The organism is Parahoeflea olei, from assembly GCF_001703635.1.
GTDB classification, from domain to species: domain Bacteria; phylum Pseudomonadota; class Alphaproteobacteria; order Rhizobiales; family Rhizobiaceae; genus Hoeflea; species Hoeflea olei.
Map to the genome: position 1 here is coordinate 360,579 of NZ_LQZT01000034.1, position 16,633 is coordinate 377,211.

General features: G+C 63.9%; 15 protein-coding genes. 6 read left to right on the plus strand and 9 right to left on the minus strand.

The genetic code is table 11. The features are described 5' to 3' along the window. From ribD to glyA, 4 genes are all read right to left on the minus strand, one after another. Entirely contained in the window at positions 1–1,104 is a 1,104-nt protein-coding gene (gene ribD, locus AWJ14_RS16565; protein WP_066181618.1) for a bifunctional diaminohydroxyphosphoribosylaminopyrimidine deaminase/5-amino-6-(5-phosphoribosylamino)uracil reductase RibD, read from the minus strand. 4 nt (positions 1,105–1,108) lie between these two features. Next, positions 1,109–1,591, minus strand: a complete 483-nt coding sequence (gene nrdR / locus AWJ14_RS16570) for a transcriptional regulator NrdR (RefSeq protein ID WP_066181621.1) — start codon at positions 1,589–1,591, stop codon at positions 1,109–1,111. Beyond that, entirely contained in the window at positions 1,588–2,529 is a 942-nt protein-coding gene (locus AWJ14_RS16575; RefSeq protein WP_280949320.1) for an NYN domain-containing protein, read from the minus strand. Before AWJ14_RS16575 ends, nrdR begins: the two co-directional genes overlap by 4 nt. Before the next feature lie 94 nt (positions 2,530–2,623). Then, complete coding sequence (gene glyA, locus AWJ14_RS16580) at positions 2,624–3,937, minus strand: serine hydroxymethyltransferase (RefSeq protein WP_066181623.1); 1,314 nt, start codon at positions 3,935–3,937, stop codon at positions 2,624–2,626. A gap of 373 nt (positions 3,938–4,310) precedes the next feature. Here glyA and AWJ14_RS16585 point away from each other — a divergent pair, with 373 nt between their 5' ends. Then, positions 4,311–5,006, plus strand: coding sequence for an Ntn hydrolase family protein (locus AWJ14_RS16585; protein ID WP_066181626.1), 696 nt, complete (start codon positions 4,311–4,313; stop codon positions 5,004–5,006). A gap of 225 nt (positions 5,007–5,231) precedes the next feature. Here AWJ14_RS16585 and AWJ14_RS16590 read toward each other — a convergent pair whose 3' ends face one another. From AWJ14_RS16590 to AWJ14_RS16605, 4 genes are all read right to left on the minus strand, one after another. Beyond that, a complete protein-coding gene (locus AWJ14_RS16590; RefSeq protein WP_139112675.1) occupies positions 5,232–6,002 on the minus strand; it encodes a hypothetical protein in 771 nt (256 codons plus the stop codon). Between the two features lie 285 nt (positions 6,003–6,287). Then, on the minus strand, positions 6,288–7,556 hold the full coding sequence (locus AWJ14_RS16595) for a L,D-transpeptidase family protein (RefSeq protein WP_066181632.1): 1,269 nt from the start codon (positions 7,554–7,556) through the stop codon (positions 6,288–6,290). Between the two features lie 501 nt (positions 7,557–8,057). Continuing rightward, positions 8,058–8,582 (minus strand): transcriptional regulator LdtR, encoded by a 525-nt coding sequence (gene ldtR / locus AWJ14_RS16600; RefSeq protein ID WP_066181635.1) that lies wholly within the window; start codon positions 8,580–8,582, stop codon positions 8,058–8,060. Between the two features lie 124 nt (positions 8,583–8,706). After that, positions 8,707–9,153 (minus strand): DUF6163 family protein, encoded by a 447-nt coding sequence (locus AWJ14_RS16605; RefSeq protein ID WP_066181638.1) that lies wholly within the window; start codon positions 9,151–9,153, stop codon positions 8,707–8,709. 213 nt (positions 9,154–9,366) lie between these two features. Here AWJ14_RS16605 and hemB point away from each other — a divergent pair, with 213 nt between their 5' ends. The 4 genes from hemB (at position 9,367) to AWJ14_RS16615 (ending at position 12,536) form a co-directional block, all read left to right on the plus strand. Further along, positions 9,367–10,422, plus strand: coding sequence for a porphobilinogen synthase (gene hemB / locus AWJ14_RS16610; protein ID WP_066181641.1), 1,056 nt, complete (start codon positions 9,367–9,369; stop codon positions 10,420–10,422). 188 nt (positions 10,423–10,610) lie between these two features. Then, positions 10,611–10,703, plus strand: a complete 93-nt coding sequence (locus AWJ14_RS23120; protein WP_425349647.1) for a hypothetical protein — start codon at positions 10,611–10,613, stop codon at positions 10,701–10,703. After that, a complete protein-coding gene (locus AWJ14_RS22265; RefSeq protein ID WP_139112676.1) occupies positions 10,661–11,692 on the plus strand; it encodes a hypothetical protein in 1,032 nt (343 codons plus the stop codon). Before AWJ14_RS23120 ends, AWJ14_RS22265 begins: the two co-directional genes overlap by 43 nt. A gap of 379 nt (positions 11,693–12,071) precedes the next feature. Then, positions 12,072–12,536 (plus strand): RDD family protein, encoded by a 465-nt coding sequence (locus AWJ14_RS16615; protein ID WP_066181646.1) that lies wholly within the window; start codon positions 12,072–12,074, stop codon positions 12,534–12,536. Positions 12,537–12,590: 54 nt separating this feature from the next. Here the strand turns inward: AWJ14_RS16615 and AWJ14_RS16620 are convergent, their stop codons facing one another. Further along, the gene (locus AWJ14_RS16620; protein ID WP_066181649.1) at positions 12,591–13,058 is read right to left on the minus strand and encodes an Lrp/AsnC family transcriptional regulator; all 468 of its coding nucleotides are present in this window, start codon (positions 13,056–13,058) and stop codon (positions 12,591–12,593) included. A gap of 127 nt (positions 13,059–13,185) precedes the next feature. On the opposite strand from AWJ14_RS16620, the gene AWJ14_RS16625 reads away from it, so the two are divergent. Then, positions 13,186–16,626, plus strand: a complete 3,441-nt coding sequence (locus AWJ14_RS16625; protein WP_066181652.1) for an indolepyruvate ferredoxin oxidoreductase family protein — start codon at positions 13,186–13,188, stop codon at positions 16,624–16,626. Positions 16,627–16,633: the final 7 nt, after the last annotated feature.

Consider the following 16,633-nt stretch of genomic DNA (forward strand, 5'->3'; position numbering starts at 1 on the left):
TCAAACCCTTTCGTATTCATACATCCGGTCGCGCCCGAAGGTCATGACGCCCGCTTCGCGGAACCGCGCGGGCACGCGTCCTGGCGCCAGCGGCGCTTCCACCGCCTCGCCCTCGATCCGTCCCTCGCCTTCGAACAGCACGATGCGGTCGACCATATCCTCGTCGAGAAAGGCGCGGGCCGTCTCCGCACCGCCCTCCACCAGCACGGTGGAGAGGCCGCGGGCGGCCAGATCCTCGAGCAGTTCGGGCAGCGCCACACGCTCCTTGTGCGCCTCGGAGGCAATGAACTCGACGCCGGCATCGCGCAACACGGCGCGCGCCGGATGGTCCTGGGCGGTGGCCGTGGCGATCCAGACCGGGACCGTGCGGGCGCCCGCCACCAGCCGTGCTGCGGGCGGCAGCCGCAACCCGGTATCGAGCACCAGGCGCACGGGCGACCGCTCTGCAAGTCCCGGAAGCCGGCAGGTCAGATCCGGATCGTCGTTGATGGCGGTGCCGACGCCGATCAGGATCACGTCGGACTGCGCGCGCAGGGCATGCACCTGGCGGCGCGTGACCTCGCCGGTGATCGGCACCTGCGCACCGTCGCGGCGACCGATCTTGCCATTGGCGGAGACGGCGAGCTTGAGCGTCACATGCACCCGGTTGGCGGTGCGGCGCATGAGATAGCCGGCAAGATCGCGCCGCGCGTCTTCGGCCAAAACGCCGGTCTCGACTTCGATGCCGGCCGCCCTCAGGATCGCGTAGCCGCGTCCGGAGACGCGGTCGTCGGGATCGGTCGCCGCCGCCACCACGCGGGCGACGCCGGCGGCCACGAGCGCATCGGCGCAGGGCGGCGTGCGGCCGTGATGGGCGCAGGGCTCCAGCGTGACATAGGCGGTGGCCCCGCGGGCGAGTTCGCCGGCATCCGCCAGCGCCTGCGGCTCGGCATGGGGGCGGCCGCCGATGGCGGTGACGCCGCGGCCGACGATCACCGGCCGGCCTTCGACTTCGCGCACGATCAGCGTTGCAACCGAAGGATTGGAGCCGGTGCGGCCCTCGTGCCAGCGCGCCAGGCGGATCGCGGCCGCCATGTAGCGGCGGTCCTCGGCGCTGACCGCCATGGCCTCAGTTGTCCCCGACGGTGGTGTCGCCGGCAATCCGCGCGGTCAGTTCCGCGATGGTGCGCTCGAAATCCTCCGGCCCCGAGAAATCCCGGTAGACCGAGGCGTAGCGCACGAAGCCGACATCATCGAGCGCCTTCAGCGCCTCGAGCACCAAGAGGCCGATTTCGTCGGTCGCGATCTCGGTTTCGCCCGAGCTCTCCAGCCGCCGGACGATGCCGGAGACCGCTCGGTCGATGCGTTCGGGATCGACCGGACGCTTCCGGAGCGCGATCTGGAACGACTTGGCGAGCTTGTCGCGGTCGAACGGCACCCGCCGGCCGGTCTTCTTCAACACCTGCAGGTCGCGCAGCTGGACACGCTCGAAGGTAGTGAAGCGGCCGCCGCAATCAGGGCAGACGCGACGGCGGCGGATCGCGGCGCCATCCTCGGCCGGCCGCGAATCCTTCACCTGGCTGTCTTCCGAGCCGCAATAGGGACACCTCATTCGGAACCATCCTTCAAGGAAGTCTCGCTTCCATCAATTCGCACTTTCAATTCCTTTTGAAACGCGGCACGCATATGCCGCTTCTCGGATGCTTCCAATACCCTTCCCAGGGCCTGCCTGCAAATCCCCAACAATCTTCGGTCGATATCGGGCGGAACACCTCGATTGCCTTCCGCCCAATAGGTGCCGACAGCGATCACGTCCGTCGGCTCCAAACGCCGGGCACTGTCGCGCGCTGCTGTCGAAATGGAGGCCAGAATATCGTCAGAACCGGCCTCAACCGCCTCAGGAGACGGTATTGAACCGGGAGCTTCGATGGCTGGTCGAATTGTCATGAAGGGATCAACCACCGCCCGCGACCATTCCTTTGTCGTATCGGCCTCCTGCAACAGTTGAGGCGATTGCGAGCCGCGCGCCGGGTGAATGCCCAGAAGGTGGACCCGGACCCCGTGATTCTGAGCGATCTGGACGCCAATGCGCAAATCCTCATCGCCTGCCAGCAACAAGGCGTCGGAAATCGACTTGAGGCGCGCAAGCTCTATGAGGTCGGTCACGATAAGTGAATCGACGCCTTTCTGCTGTCCTTGACTGTTGACGAAGCCGAGACGCAGCTTCACGTCATCCAAAGCAGCCAATCGCGCCTGGTCGGATGTGGGAAGACTTCCGCCGATCGCGCCATCATACCAGTATATCCGCAGCAGTTCGCGTTGCGGTGCGCATTCCCGGGCAACCGCCTTCAAGGCAGCCAGAGCCGCGCCGGGGTCGATCTGCACGGACGCACGCGGCTGCTTCGCGCCGGCAATCACGGCACTCCCCTGGGCAAACAAATAGCCCGCGTCAACAAAGATCGCGATCCTCTGAATGGCGCGCCCCCGAAATAGCAAGGGCTCCCGCAGGAGCCCTTTTATGCTGGTCGCCCATAAGTCTAACGGACGCACCAGAATGGTCTATATATGGCACAACCAATGCTGTCCGACAAGGTCTCGCCGCAGCTGCGACGCGAGCCTGCAGACGGCGGAAACGGTTCGTGCGCTACCCGAGATAGGGGTAGAGCGGGAACCGGTCGGTGAGCGAAACCACCTTGGCCTTGACCGCGGCTTCGACGGCGGCGTTGCCCTCCTCGGAATTGGCAACCTTGAGGCCGTCGAGCACTTCGGCGATCAGATTGCCGATCTCGGTGAACTCGTCGGCGCCAAAGCCGCGGGTGGTGCCGGCGGGCGTGCCGAGGCGGATGCCCGAGGTCACGAAGGGCTTTTCCGGGTCGAACGGAATGCCGTTCTTGTTGCAGGTGATGTTGGCGCGGCCGAGCGCGGCCTCGGCCTTCTTGCCGGTGGCGTTCTTGGGACGCAGGTCGACCAGCATCAGGTGGTTGTCGGTGCCGCCCGAGACGATGTCGAGGCCGGTGGCCTTGAGGCTTGCGGCCAGCGTCTTGGCATTGTCGGCAACCGCCTGGGCGTAGGCCTTGAATTCGGGCTGCAGCGCTTCGCCGAAGGCCACGGCCTTGGCGGCGATGACATGCATCAGCGGCCCGCCCTGCAGGCCCGGGAAGACGGCCGAGTTGAACTTCTTGGCGAGCGCCTCGTCATTGGTCAGGATCATGCCGCCGCGCGGGCCGCGCAGCGATTTGTGGGTGGTCGTGGTGCAGACATGGGCGTGCGGGATCGGCGAGGGATGCACGCCGCCCGCCACGAGGCCTGCGATATGGGCCATGTCGACCATCAGGTAGGCGCCGACCGCATCGGCGATCTCGCGGAAGCGCTTCCAGTCCCAGATGCGCGAATAGGCGGTGCCGCCGGCGAGGATCAGCTTGGGCTTGGTTTCATGCGCCTTCTTCTCGATCTCGTCCATGTCGAGCAGGTGGTCGTCCTCGCGCACGCCGTAGGAGACGACGTTGAACCACTTGCCGCTCATGTTGACGGGCGAGCCGTGGGTCAGGTGGCCGCCGGAATTGAGGTCGAGGCCCATGAAGGTGTCGCCCGGCTCGAGCAGCGCCAGGAACACCGCCTGGTTCATCTGGCTGCCGGAATTGGGCTGGACATTGGCGAAGTTGCAGCCGAACAGCTTCTTGGCGCGTTCGATCGCCAGCTCCTCGGCGATATCCACGAACTGGCAGCCGCCATAATAGCGCTTGCCCGGATAGCCCTCGGCATATTTGTTGGTCATGATCGAGCCCTGCGCCTCGAGCACGGCGCGCGAGACGATGTTCTCCGACGCGATCAGCTCGATTTCATGGCGCTGGCGGCCGAGTTCGCTCTCGATCGAGCCAAAGATTTCCGGATCGGCTTCGGCGAGCGGGCGATTGAAGAAGGCATCCGCGAGGCGGTCGGCGGAAGGCGCGTTGGACATGTTCCAGGTTCCTTGTTTGGCTCGGGTCTGACACTGCGCCTGCGCGAGGTCGGCGGCGCTCCGCATGGCGGGGCGAATCCGGATCGAAGGCCTGGTTCGCCCCGGATGCGGCTATTTACCCATGTCGCATGGCAAGGGCAATATCCGCCGGCCCGATTGCGTCATTCAAGCGCGCAAAACAAAAGGCCAGACGCAGCATGCAAAAAGCCGCCCCCGAAGGAACGGCTTTGGATCTCGGCACGATCGGTGGGTTCCCGGACGGCATCGCAGCACCCCGCTTGCCGGTTCTTCCGGCGTTTTCGCATCCGGCGCAGGCAACCAAGTTCCGGCGCAACCGTTCATCCTTGACCACCCGATAGACAAGGAGACATTCATGACCGTCGTGCTGGCCACCGTTTGCAAGGATGGAGTTGTTCTGGGATCGGACTCCCAGATCACCGACAAGGGGCGCGGCATGACCTACCCCGCCGAGAAGATTCACCCGCTGGGCGAGCGGGCCGCCTGGGGCGGCAGCGGCGCGCGCGCGGTGCTCCACGACGTGAGACACGCCTTCAACGAGAACTCGGCTGCCATCCTGGAAGCGCCCGATATCGGCCGGGCGATCCAGGAGCAGGTGCTGCCGATCATGCGCCACCATTACGACACCTTCATCGCCGACGTGCCGGGCGAGGAAGGCGGCGGCACGCCGTCGGCTTACGTGATGGCGTCGGGCTGGCGCGACGGACAGCCCTGGATCATCGAGATCACGCCCTCGGGCATGATCGGCCATTACGGCGATCTCGGCTTCCATGCGATCGGCAGCGGCGCACCGATGGCCCAGCAGGCAGGATCGCTGCTCTCCCACTTCCACCTCGCCGAACGCTCGGTCCGCTTCGGCTGTGCGGCGGTACTCCGCGTGCTCAAAGCCCTCGACCTGACATCATCGAGCGTCGGCGAACCCTTCAGCCTCTGCCGCATCGACAAGGACGGCGCCCATCACCTCAGCGACAAGGACATCGAGACGGTGAACAAGGACGTGAAGAAGTGGGAGGACGCCGAGCAGCGGGTGATCGGCGAGGTGTTTGACTGATTGGGCACAAAGTCGCCGATTCGGGCTGGTCATGGCCGCCCGGTGTGATCGTTTCCCCCCGATAGCGATCACTCTTTCACACCGGGGCCGGATTTGGCTGTTGGGCGGCGGGCGCCGCTTCGCCGCATGGCGCCACACCGGAGCCTTTGCGGAGGAAGCGGTGCTTCGGGTGTCATCAGCCGGCCCCTCTTTATCGAGGCCTCAATCGTGACCCAAGGGCCTCAATCAGTGGCTCAAGGCAATGCCGCGGGCCTTGCATTCCTTGATCAGGGAGCGTGAACTCGCGGCCAGGTCTTGGGCAAAATTGAGCTTCTGCCTGTCATCGTCCAGAAAGTCCCGGTCGAAATTTTTCGTCAGGTGGACCGATACATAGGTCTGCTGGTCGAATTCTTCCTCGCTGAAGTACCAGCTCTCCTTGTAGCCCGCAATTTGCGTGAAGCGGCTCATCGCCCAGTCCAGTTGACCCTTGAGGCGTTCGAGATCGGCCTCCGACTGGGCCGGAAAATAATAGGAAACGGTCAGTTCCCACACGTTCACCTGAACCCGCAACGTCAACCGCTCCGACAGCGCATTGACGGTATAAAGGGCCGAATTGTCGCCGGAGATTTTCTTGATGGCGATCGTGGTGGGAGAGTTCGCCAGATCCTTCCTGATCCGCCCGCCGCTTGTCTTTGCCTTTTTCCAGTCCGCAGCTGCGGGCTTCGGGAAGTCGATGAACAACAGGACCCTCGGGATCACGCGGCAGAGAAACGTGTTGGTCTTCTGCCGCAGCCCGGCAACGCCGGCATCCCTGGAGGAGTAGAAGATGACCAGCACGAAGGCCAGGCCGGATGCTGATACCTGTGCAAGAGACATGGCCACAAGCACCCACGTGTCCTTGTCCGTGTCCAGATAGGACCACGTGACAAAAAGGGACATCACCAAAGTGACGGCAAGGGCGCCAATGGAGAGGATACGCACCCAGATGGGCGTATAGATGAAATTCTTGTGTTCCATGTCCCGCATCCGCAGCTGATTGCAATCAATTCGGTTCGAGCTCTCGGCGCTCACCCTGAACACTCGTTTTCCTAAAATCTTTCAAGCGATTGTCAAAACTTTTCGCCGCATAGCCAGCGACGACCCTAAAGGGGCTTCCCTTCAGGCCAGCTGCCGCCAAGGCGGCCGAGCAAAGCTGCGTATCTGCCACCACCCGTTCCCAAAATGCAAAAAGCCCCGGACACCAGGGCTTTTCATGTTCTTCGCACAGCAGACCTTGCGCTAGTGGCGGCCGTACCGTGGCGGTTAGCGCAGCGCCAGCTCGTCGACGCCGTCGCGCTGGTAGACATCGTCGCGGAACTGCACGACGCCGTCCTCCGAGGCCCAGGCGGTGAAATAGGTGAAATAGACCGGCACCGGATCGGCAAGCTCGATGACGGTGTTTTCCCGCGAGGCGATCACCGCCTCCATCCGCTGGCGGTCCCAGCCCGGGGTGTCGCGCAGCAGCCAGGTGTTCAGGTCGCGCACGTTCTGCACGCGCACGCAGCCCGAGGATTCGAACCGCATCAACTGGTTGAACACGCCCTGCTGCGGCGTGTCGTGCATGTAGACCGCGTGCGGGTTGTGGAAGTTGATCTTGGTCGAGGACATGGCGTTGCCCTTGCCCGGATCCTGCCGGAACATCAGGTCCGGCGCCTTTTCGGCGTTCCAGTCGACGGTCTCGGGCGCCACCTCGTTGCCCTTGCCGTCGAACAGGCGGATGCTGTTGCGCGTGAGGTAGGTCGGGTCCTTGCGCATCACCGGCATGATGTCCTTCTCGATGATCGAGCGCGGCGAGGTCCAGTAGGGATTGAGGATGATCTCGTGGATCTTCGAGTTCAGGATCGGCGTCTGGCGGTCGATCTTGCCGACGATCGCCGTGTGGCGCAGCACCACGCTGCCGTTCTCGACCGCCTCGATCTGGGCGGCGGGAATATTGACCATCACATAGCGGTCGCCCAGGAAACCCGACATCGAGCGCAGCCGCACCAGATTGGTTTCGAGCTGGCCCAGCCGGACATCGGCCGAGACGTTGAGCGCCTGGTAGGAATAGCTGCCGAGCACGCCGTCCGGCGGCAGGCCGTGGCGGGCCTGGAATTTCTTCACCGCGCCGTCGACATAGGAATCGAATTCGTTCGACAGGCCGGCATTGCGGTCGAGGTCACCGGAGGCCATCAGCCGCTGGCGCAGAATCCGCACCTCAGGCTCGGACACGCCCATCCTGAGCTTCTTGGTGGCGGGCACGACGGGCCAGCCGCCGCGGGAGACCAGATCCTGGTACTCGAAGATCGCGCGTTCGACGAAGCCGATGGTGTCGGCGCTGGCAATCGGATGGCGCGTCTGGGTCTGGGCCACGGAGCGCGAGCTTTTGGCGTCGAACTGGTCGTCCCAGCTGCCGCGCTGCGGCGACAGGATGATATCCTGGATGGCCGATTGCGCGTGGGCCGGCACCGCCATCAGCGCAGCCGCCATGCCCGCAGCCCCGCTCATGAACCGGCGGCGTGAAACTTTGTCTATCCCGGTTGGCTTTGTCATGCGTAATCCACCATGCATTCTTGTCTGACATCGGCACTGCCCAGACAGCTACCACGCCAATGTTAAAATATTGGGACCGGCTCCGGTCCTTCAAGCCTTACGCATTACTTTTAATGCCGGCACCGAAGCAAGGACCGCAACGCTAACGGCGTCCCTGCCCGGCCGCCAGCCCGGTCAAGAGTTTCAAGACCGCACCAGATGCCGGAAAAATCCGCTGGCCCCGCACCTGACAATTTCCCTTCGGGCTTACACCACTCGCTTTCACGGCAATATGGCTAATTCATGGTCCGCCGCGCGAGATCCACGCCGCGCGGGTGCCCGCTCGCACCAGCGCTTGGCCGTCATCGGCCGGCTCGGACGGAGGCTCGCCGGGCACGACCCGGCGGCCTGCCCCCCTCACCCATCCCGGACACATTCAAAACACTGTGCCGTTTCGAAGCACGAAAAAGGCGGCGGGGCCGAAGCCCGCCGCCTCTTTTGACGTACCGGATGCCCCGGAGATCAGAGCCGGTAGAGGATCTGGTCGTTCCAGAACCGGTCCAGGCGCTGCATCAGCTTGTTGAGTTCCTCGAACTCGCTGGCGCCGATGCCGCCGACCTTGGCGATCGAATTGATGTGGCGGTCATAGAGTGCTGCCACGGTTTCGGCGATCTCGGCGCCGTGCTCGGTCAGGCTGATGCGCACCGCGCGGCGATCGACCCGCGAGCGCTGGTGGTTGATATAGCCCAGATCGACCAGCTTCTTGAGATTGTAGGACACGTTCGAGCCGAGATAGTAGCCGCGGCTGCGCAGTTCGCCGGCCGTCAGCTCGGAATTGCCGATATTGAACAGAAGCAGGGCCTGGACGGCGTTGATGTCGGTGCGGTTGGCGCGGTCGAACTCGTCCTTGATGACGTCGAGCAGGCGGCGGTGAAGCCGTTCGACCAGCTGCAGGGATTCGAGGTACAGGTCGCGCAGGCCGTCTGCATCGTCGTCAGCCGGGGCGGAGTTACGGGCGGATGCAACCGCGGAATGTGTATAAGCCATGATGACTGCCTCACTGTTGGTTGTGGCGAGTTATTTCCCGCCTTGAGACAGACCCTATCGAATACGCCTAAAACTCTACTTAAAATGTAGGCTTAACAGCATGTTACCGGAAGCCGACCGGCAATCACAGTGAATCAGTCCTTACCTGCAGCGCGTCCTGGCGCTGCTTGAGGAACAGCGCCACGCGAAAGCCGAGATAGACGAACAGCACCACCACATGGGCGATGACGAGCAGCGGCCGCTCGCCATACCAGTGCGGAAACAGCTTGTGCATGACGATTTCGGACCCGGCGGCGACCACCCACAAAACCGGCCCCCAGGAGACCTGCATCCACAGCCCGACGGCCGCCACCGGCAAGAGCACGGCAAGCGAGGTGGCGGCGAATTGCCAGTAATGCGGCAACAGGTCGAAGCGCGACTGGCCACCGTCGGAATAGCCGATCAGGCGGCCCCAGTATTGCAGGCCCGCGATCAGGCAGCCCAGCGCCACCAGCCGCACGAACAGCCGGAAGCTTGCCTCCAGCGTGCCGGATCCGGCTTCCGGCGTGGTGCCGATCTGCAAAATGGCCATCGCCGGTGTCTCCTTCGATCTGGCGGGCCGGGGCGGCCACTCGATCACTGCGCCCAGTCATAGCGGGTCCGGCTTTGACGACGCAACCCCGCAGCGGTTTTCGCGCCACTGCGGCCATTGCGCTGCTTGACCGAGGGGGTCCGGGTGCGGTCTAACGCCCTTGACGTGGTGCGGGTATTGCGAACGCACGGTCGAAGCTGAAGGAACAGACACATGGGCGACAAGATCCGGAACACTGCGGCGGGCCTGGCGGCGGCGGCGGCGAGCGACATTGACGAAATCACCGGCCACCGGCGCATGCGCCGCACCCGCGCAGCCGACTGGTCGCGCCGGCTCACGCGCGAGACGCGGCTTTCGGTCGACGACCTGATCTGGCCGATCTTCGTGGTTCCCGGCAGCAATGTTCTCGATCCGATCGAGGCCATGCCGGGCGTGAACCGGATGAGCGTCGACAAGGCGGTGGAAGCCGCGAAGATGGCCGCCGATCTCGGCATCCCTGCGCTCGCCACCTTCCCCAATGTGGAAATGCACCGGCGCGACCAGACCGGCTCGCACGCGCTCGAGCCCGAAAACCTGATCAACGAGACCACCCGCGCCATCAAGAAGGCGGTGCCCAATATCGGCATCATCACGGATGTGGCGCTCGACCCCTTCACCGACCACGGCCATGACGGCATCCTGCGCGACGGCGAGATCGTCAATGACGAGACCGTGCGGGCGATCGCGGCCGCCGCCGTGCACCAGGCCGATGCCGGCGCCGACATCATCTCCCCGTCCGACATGATGGACGGCCGCATCGGCGCGATCCGCCGCGCGCTCGACGCCGCCGGCCACCACAATGTCTCGATCATGTCCTACGCCACCAAATTCGCCTCGGCCTGCTACGGCCCCTATCGCGAGGCGATCGGCACCTCGGGCCTCTTGAAGGGCGACAAGCGCACCTATTACCTCGATCCGTCCAACGCCAACGAGGCGATCCGCGACGCGGGCCTCGACGTCGAGGAAGGCGCCGACATGCTGATGGTGAAACCCGGTCTCGTCTATCTCGACATCTGCCGCGCGCTCAAAGACACCTTCGGCCTGCCGACCTTCGCCTACCAGGTCTCGGGCGAGTACTCGATGATCAAGGCCGGCGAAGCCGCCGGCTATATCGACGGCGAGCGGATCATGATGGAGAAGCTCCTGGCCTTCAAGCGCGCCGGCTGCGACGGCGTGCTCACCTATTTCGCCCCCGAAGCCGCCCGTCTGATCGCCAAGGGGCAAGGATAAGGCCGCGGCGGGGCGCTCCCAGCGCCTATGGCCCACGCCTTGGACGGCAGGGCTTGTCGCCCTGGCGTCCGCGATGGGAGGCGTCTTGCATTGGGCATCCCAGCCCCCTCACCTGCAATTTCTCGATATAATTCAGCAAACGCGTTGAGAGTTTGGCGCAATAAAGCATTGACGAGAAGGAAGTGAACGTGCGGAATAAGCTCTCCGGTAGCAAGTTCACGGCGATTTCCTTACTTCAATGTCTAGAAGCAATCGATATGGAAACATTACACTTGCGCTGATTGCGCTCGCCGTAGTTGCCACACTCCTAACTCTATTGGGAGTTGTAATTCTAGATCAGCGTCAGAGATTGCATGCTTCCTACGCTCAATATCAACGCAACGCTGATATCGACCGCGCTGCAGCCCGAGATGAAATAGCGGAAACCTGTCAGGATAGATCAGGAAGCGCCCTCCGAGCGTGCATATCCGAACTTCTTGAGACTTATTACAGCGACCAAGCCATCAATGAGGACTTGCAGGCCCAACAAGAGATGGCGTTTTGGGCTATGGCTTTGTTTTACAGCTCAACAATTCTGACCTTGATCGGCGTTTACCTGTTATGGGGTACGCTAGTCGCAACCCGTGACACTCTCAGGGAAGCCAAAAAGACGACCGCCGCCGCTATCCGGGCCGCCGACGAAGCTAGCAACACCAATCAAATAACCAAGCGCGCGTTTATCTCTGACCAACGACCTTGGATCAATGTGGATATCCAGATCGTCGGGGACGTTGTATTCAATGAAGAAGGGATGTCTTTCGACGTAAAGATAACCGTCAACAATCTTGGAAAATCCCCGGCTACAAGTGTTTTCGTAGTTCTTCAGGTCGACGTTGAGGAACCCGGAAAATTCAAGGATTTAAAGACCAAAATGATGTTGTTTTGGACCGGAAATCTGAATCTGAGGGTTGGCAATGCGCTAAACTGGGGCAATCATATCGGCGATGCCGTATTTCCAGGCTCGCCAGTTTCTCGCACACAGCCATTGAAAGCCGATAAAACTAAAATCGATTCTTGGAAAGAAAAAGGCGAATTTATGCCTGGCGTCCTCGTTGCTTGTACATACGGCCCGAAAGAGGATGGTGGGTATTATACGACCGCAAGAATGTTCCATATAAATGGACCAGGTGATCGACGTAAGGTTAACCCGATAAAAATACCAGAAAGCGGGGTAATTAAAGGCAATGAAATCCACGTCTCTCATGTCTTCAGCGCCGCCTACGTGACATAATGTGAGAATCGGGACAGCGGACCACGCCGCCCAAGCCTTTGCTTAGAGGACTCTGCGGGCTTGTTGTTTCTATTTAATAATTGCGAAACAACGCGGTCTTGGTGAAGCCAAGTCGCCGATTTTGTTGGTGAGTGGGCCGGCTGCGCCCAGCTTTCGCGCAATGAGACGTTGTTTCGACTGCGCATCCCCGAGTGTCTTCCGGCTCGCCGACGCGAGCCCGCTGGATGCCGGATCAAGTCCGGCATGACGGGTGGAAAGGAAACGCCAAGAACCGGCCAAAACCGCTCCAAAACCCTGCCAAACCCTTTAAGTCCGGCCCCGGGCTCCCTACATCTTCTGTGACGCGGGCCTGTTGTCCGCGCGACTCCAGGAGAGACCGATGAGCTACCCCGACCATGCACGCGAACAGACGATCGGCGCCTATGACGATATCGCGCTTTACGATGGCGTGCGGACGCGGCGCGTGTTGGCGTTTTTCATCGATTACGCGATCGTGCTGGCGCTGTGCGTGCCGGTCGCGGTGCTGATCTTCTTCGTGGGCATCTTCACGCTGGGGCTCGGCTTCTTCCTCTACCCGATCCTGTTCCTGCTGGTGGCGATCCCCTATATCGCCATCTCGATGGGCGGGCCGAACCAGGCCACGCCCGGGATGCGCATGATGAATATCCGCGTCGTCCGCCTCGACGGCCGCCCGGTCGATTCCATGCTCGCCATCGTCCACGGCGTGCTGTTCTGGGCGCTGAACGCTGTGCTGACCCCGTTCATCCTGCTCGCCACGCTCGTGCTCGACCGCAAGCAGACCGTGCACGACTGGCTGCTGGGAACCGCCGTCATCCGCGGCTAAGCCGTCATCCGCGGCTAGGCCGCCCTGCCGGGCGGTCTCGGGCCGCCCTCTCCCTCACAGCTCCACCCGCGTCTCGTGCTTCAACTGCCTCAGGATCAGGTTGGTCCTGACGGTGGAGATGCCTTCGAGGCCGAACAGGAATTCTTCCAGAAAAGTGTTGTAGGCCGCGAGGTCGCGGCAGCGGACGCGCAGGTGGTAGTCGGCATCGCCGGTGGTGGCGAAGCAGTCGAGCACTTCCGGCCGCGCGGTGACGGCGGCAATGAAGCCCTCGACATGGCTCGCCTTGTGGCGCGACAGGCCCACATGCACCATGGCGTGGAAAGCGAGCCCCACGGCATCGGGATCGACGAGCGCGGTGTAGCGGGTGATGGTGCCCGCCTCCTCGAGCGCCTTGACCCGGCGCCAGCAGGCGGACGGCGACATCGCCGCGCGCTCGGCCAGGTCCTGGTTGGAGATACGGCCATCGTCCTGCAGCGCGCCGAGCAGGCGCCTGTCGGCCGGGGAAAGCGCGCTTTCGTCCATTTCCGGTCAGTCCTTTCGCACAAGGCCTCTCATCAGGCAGATCCTGCCCCGAGACTGCCTGATAGCGGATATTCTGGCAAGTCTTGCCAGCCATCCCGGCGTATCATGGGCGCTGGAGGACCGCCCCATGACCATCCACGCCCCGTTTCATTCGGATTACGCCCTTTCCGACCGCTACGCGCTCTCTTCGGGCCGCGTGTTCATGACCGGCACCCAGGCGCTGGTGCGGCTGCTGTTCGACCAGGCCCGGCGCGACCGCGAAGCGGGGCTCAACACCGGCGGCTTCGTCTCAGGCTATCGCGGCTCGCCCTTGGGCGGGCTCGACATGGAGCTGTGGCGGCAGAAGGTGCGGCTTGCCGAGGGCAAGATCGAATTCCTCCCCGCGGTCAACGAGGATCTCGCCGCCACCGCCGTGCTCGGCTCGCAGCAGGTCGAGACCAATCCGGGGCGCACCGTCGACGGCGTGTTCGGGCTCTGGTACGGCAAGGGCCCCGGCGTCGACCGCGCCGGCGATGCGCTGAAACACGGCAATGCCTATGGCTCCTCGCGCCATGGCGGCGTGCTGGTGGTGGCGGGCGACGACCACGGCTGCGTCTCCTCCTCGATGCCGCACCAGTCGGACGTGGCCTTCATGGCCTGGTTTATGCCGACGCTCAATCCGGCGAGCGTGGCCGAATATCTCGAATTCGGCGAATATGGCTACGCGCTGTCGCGGTTTTCGGGCATGTGGGTCGGCTTCAAGGCGATCTCGGAGACGGTCGAGGGCGCAAGCTCGTTTCTCCTGAAACCCGACCGGGTGTTCCAGACGCCCGATTTCACCCCGCCCGCTTCCGGCCTGCATTACCGCTGGCCCGACCTGCCCGGCCCGCAGATCGAGGAGCGGATGGAGGCCAAGAAGCATGCGGTCTTCGCCTTCGCCGAGGCCAACCCGATCGACCGGGCAATCTACGGCGTGAACGACGCCCGCTTCGGCTTCGTGACCACCGGCAAGGCGCATCTCGACCTGATGGAAGCACTCGGCCTGCTCGGTCTCGATGAAGCGCGCTGCCGGGCGCTCGGCATCGACATCTACAAGGTCGGCATGGTCTGGCCGCTCGCCCGCCGCGCCGCACTCGATTTCGTCCGGGGAAAACGCGAGGTGGTGGTGATCGAGGAAAAACGCGGCATCATCGAAAGCCAGTTCAAGGAGTATTTCTACGACTGGCCGGGCGACAAGCCGCAGCGCATGGTCGGCAAGAACGACGAGACCGGCCGCCGTCTGATCCCCTGGACCGGCGAACTCTCGCCGCGGCGGCTGCTGCCGCTGATCGCCAAGCGGCTCGACGGCGTGTTCGGCGGTGATGAATTTTGCGCGCGGGCCGAACGTGTGCTGGCCGAGCCCGCGATCAGCCTCTCCGATCCGGGCGCGACGCGCACGCCCTATTTCTGCTCCGGCTGCCCGCACAACACCTCGACGCGGGTTCCCGAAGGGTCGCAGGCGCTGGCCGGAATCGGCTGCCATTTCATGGCGAGCTGGATGGACCGCGACACCAGTTCGCTCATCCAGATGGGCGGCGAAGGCGTGAACTGGGCCGCCTCCTCGAAATTTACCGGCAACGGCCACGTGTTCCAAAATCTCGGCGAAGGCACCTGGTACCATTCCGGCTCGATGGCGATCCGCCAGGCGATCGCGGCGGGCGCCAACATCACCTACAAGATCCTCTACAATGACGCGGTGGCCATGACCGGCGGCCAGCCGGTGGACGGGCCGGTCTCGGTCGAGGCGATCGCCCAGATCGCGCGCGCCGAGGGCGTCGAGCGGATTGCGCTCATCTCCGACGATCCGTCGAAATTCTCCGCGCGTGCCTTTCCCGCCGGCACCACGATCCATGGTCGCGACGAGATGGATGCGGTGCAGCGCGACTTGCGCACCGTGCCCGGCGTGTCGGTGCTGATCTACGAGCAGACTTGCGCCACCGAAAAGCGCCGGCGGCGCAAGCGCGGCGATCTGCCCGCGACGAAAGCCTTCGCCGTCATCAACGAACTCGTCTGCGAGGGCTGCGGCGACTGTTCGACCGCGTCCAACTGCCTGAGCGTCGAGCCGCTCGAAACCGAGTTCGGCCGCAAGCGGCAGATCAACCAGTCGAACTGCAACACCGACCTGTCGTGCCTCAAGGGCTTTTGCCCGAGCTTCGTGACCGTGGAAGGCGCGACACGGCGCAAGCCGAAACCGGCCGCGCTCGATGTCGAGGCGTTGATGCGCGCCGTACCCCTGCCCGCGCCGAAACCGCTCGACAAGGTCTTCAACCTGCTCGTCACCGGCGTCGGCGGCACCGGGGTGGTGACCGTGGGCGCGCTGATCGCGATGGCCGCGCATCTCGAGGGCAAGGGCGTGAGCCTGCTCGACTTCACCGGTTTCGCGCAGAAATTTGGCGCGGTGCTGAGTTTCGTGCGGATCGGCCGGGACCCGGAGGCGATCAACCAGGTGCGGATCGACACGGCGAGCGCGGACGCGGTGATCGGCTGCGACGTGGTCGTCTCGTCCTCGCCCAAGGCCTCGGGCAGCTACCGGCGCGGCACCGAGGTGGCGCTCAACCTGGCCGCCATGCCGACCGGCGACCTGGTGCTCCGCCGCGACGCGGATCTCGCCATCGACAAACGCACCGCGGCGATTGCCGAGGCGGTGGGCGCGGACAATCTTGCGGCGTTTGATGCCAACCGCGCCTCCGAAAGCCTGTTCGGCGATGCGGTGTTCGCCAATGTGATGATGCTCGGCTTTGCCTGGCAGCGCGGGCTGGTGCCGGTGTCGTTCGAGCCGCTGATGCGGGCGATCGAACTCAACAATGTGGCGGTCGAGGCCAACACGCGGGCCTTCGCTCTCGGTCGGCTGATGGCGGCGAACCCCGAAGCACTGGCCGCGCATCTGGCGCCCGGGACCGATATCGCCACCACTTTCGACGAGATCGTCGATCGCCGTGCTGCGTTCCTGGAAGGCTACCAGAACCGCGCCTGGGCGGAACGCTACCGGAGGCGCATCGCCGGCTTCGCCGCCGCACTGCCGGAGGCACATCGCGACCGACTGGCAACGGCTGCGGCCAAATCGCTGTTCAAGCTGATGTCCTACAAGGATGAGTACGAGGTGGCGCGGCTGCACAGCGATCCGGGCTTTACCCAGTCGCTTTCCGACCGGTTCGAGGGCGATTTCCGGGTGGTGCATCATCTCGCGCCGCCGCTGCTCACCAATGGCGTGGACGCACGCGGGCGCCCGCTCAAGCGCCGGTTCGGGCCGGCGATCCGGCCGGTCTTCGCGGGCCTTGCCAGGCTCAAGGGCCTGCGCGGCACGGCGCTCGATCCGTTCGGCTACACGGCGGAGCGGAAGATGGAGCGGGCGCTGATCGGCTGGTTCGAGGCGCTGATGGACCGCTGCACTGCCGAGATCACCGGGCAGACGGTCGACACCTGGGCCAAGGTGCTCGCGGCGCCGATGGAGATCCGCGGTTTCGGCCCGGTCAAGCACGAGGCGGTCGCGCGCGTGCAGGCGGAGGTGGAGGCGCTGCTCCGGGGAGAGACGCATTCTGCCCCGAAATAGGGGGCAG

Coding starts and splice junctions, on each gene's coding strand:
- ribD (WP_066181618.1), bottom strand. CDS start 1,104: ATGGCGGTCAGCGCCGAGGACCGCCGCTACATGGCGGCCGCGATCCGC.
- nrdR (WP_066181621.1), bottom strand. CDS start 1,591: ATGAGGTGTCCCTATTGCGGCTCGGAAGACAGCCAGGTGAAGGATTCG.
- glyA (WP_066181623.1), bottom strand. CDS start 3,937: ATGTCCAACGCGCCTTCCGCCGACCGCCTCGCGGATGCCTTCTTCAAT.
- AWJ14_RS16585 (WP_066181626.1), top strand. CDS start 4,311: ATGACCGTCGTGCTGGCCACCGTTTGCAAGGATGGAGTTGTTCTGGGA.
- AWJ14_RS16590 (WP_139112675.1), bottom strand. CDS start 6,002: ATGGAACACAAGAATTTCATCTATACGCCCATCTGGGTGCGTATCCTC.
- AWJ14_RS16595 (WP_066181632.1), bottom strand. CDS start 7,556: ATGACAAAGCCAACCGGGATAGACAAAGTTTCACGCCGCCGGTTCATG.
- ldtR (WP_066181635.1), bottom strand. CDS start 8,582: ATGGCTTATACACATTCCGCGGTTGCATCCGCCCGTAACTCCGCCCCG.
- AWJ14_RS16605 (WP_066181638.1), bottom strand. CDS start 9,153: ATGGCCATTTTGCAGATCGGCACCACGCCGGAAGCCGGATCCGGCACG.
- hemB (WP_066181641.1), top strand. CDS start 9,367: ATGGGCGACAAGATCCGGAACACTGCGGCGGGCCTGGCGGCGGCGGCG.
- AWJ14_RS22265 (WP_139112676.1), top strand. CDS start 10,661: ATGTCTAGAAGCAATCGATATGGAAACATTACACTTGCGCTGATTGCG.
- AWJ14_RS16615 (WP_066181646.1), top strand. CDS start 12,072: ATGAGCTACCCCGACCATGCACGCGAACAGACGATCGGCGCCTATGAC.
- AWJ14_RS16620 (WP_066181649.1), bottom strand. CDS start 13,058: ATGGACGAAAGCGCGCTTTCCCCGGCCGACAGGCGCCTGCTCGGCGCG.
- AWJ14_RS16625 (WP_066181652.1), top strand. CDS start 13,186: ATGACCATCCACGCCCCGTTTCATTCGGATTACGCCCTTTCCGACCGC.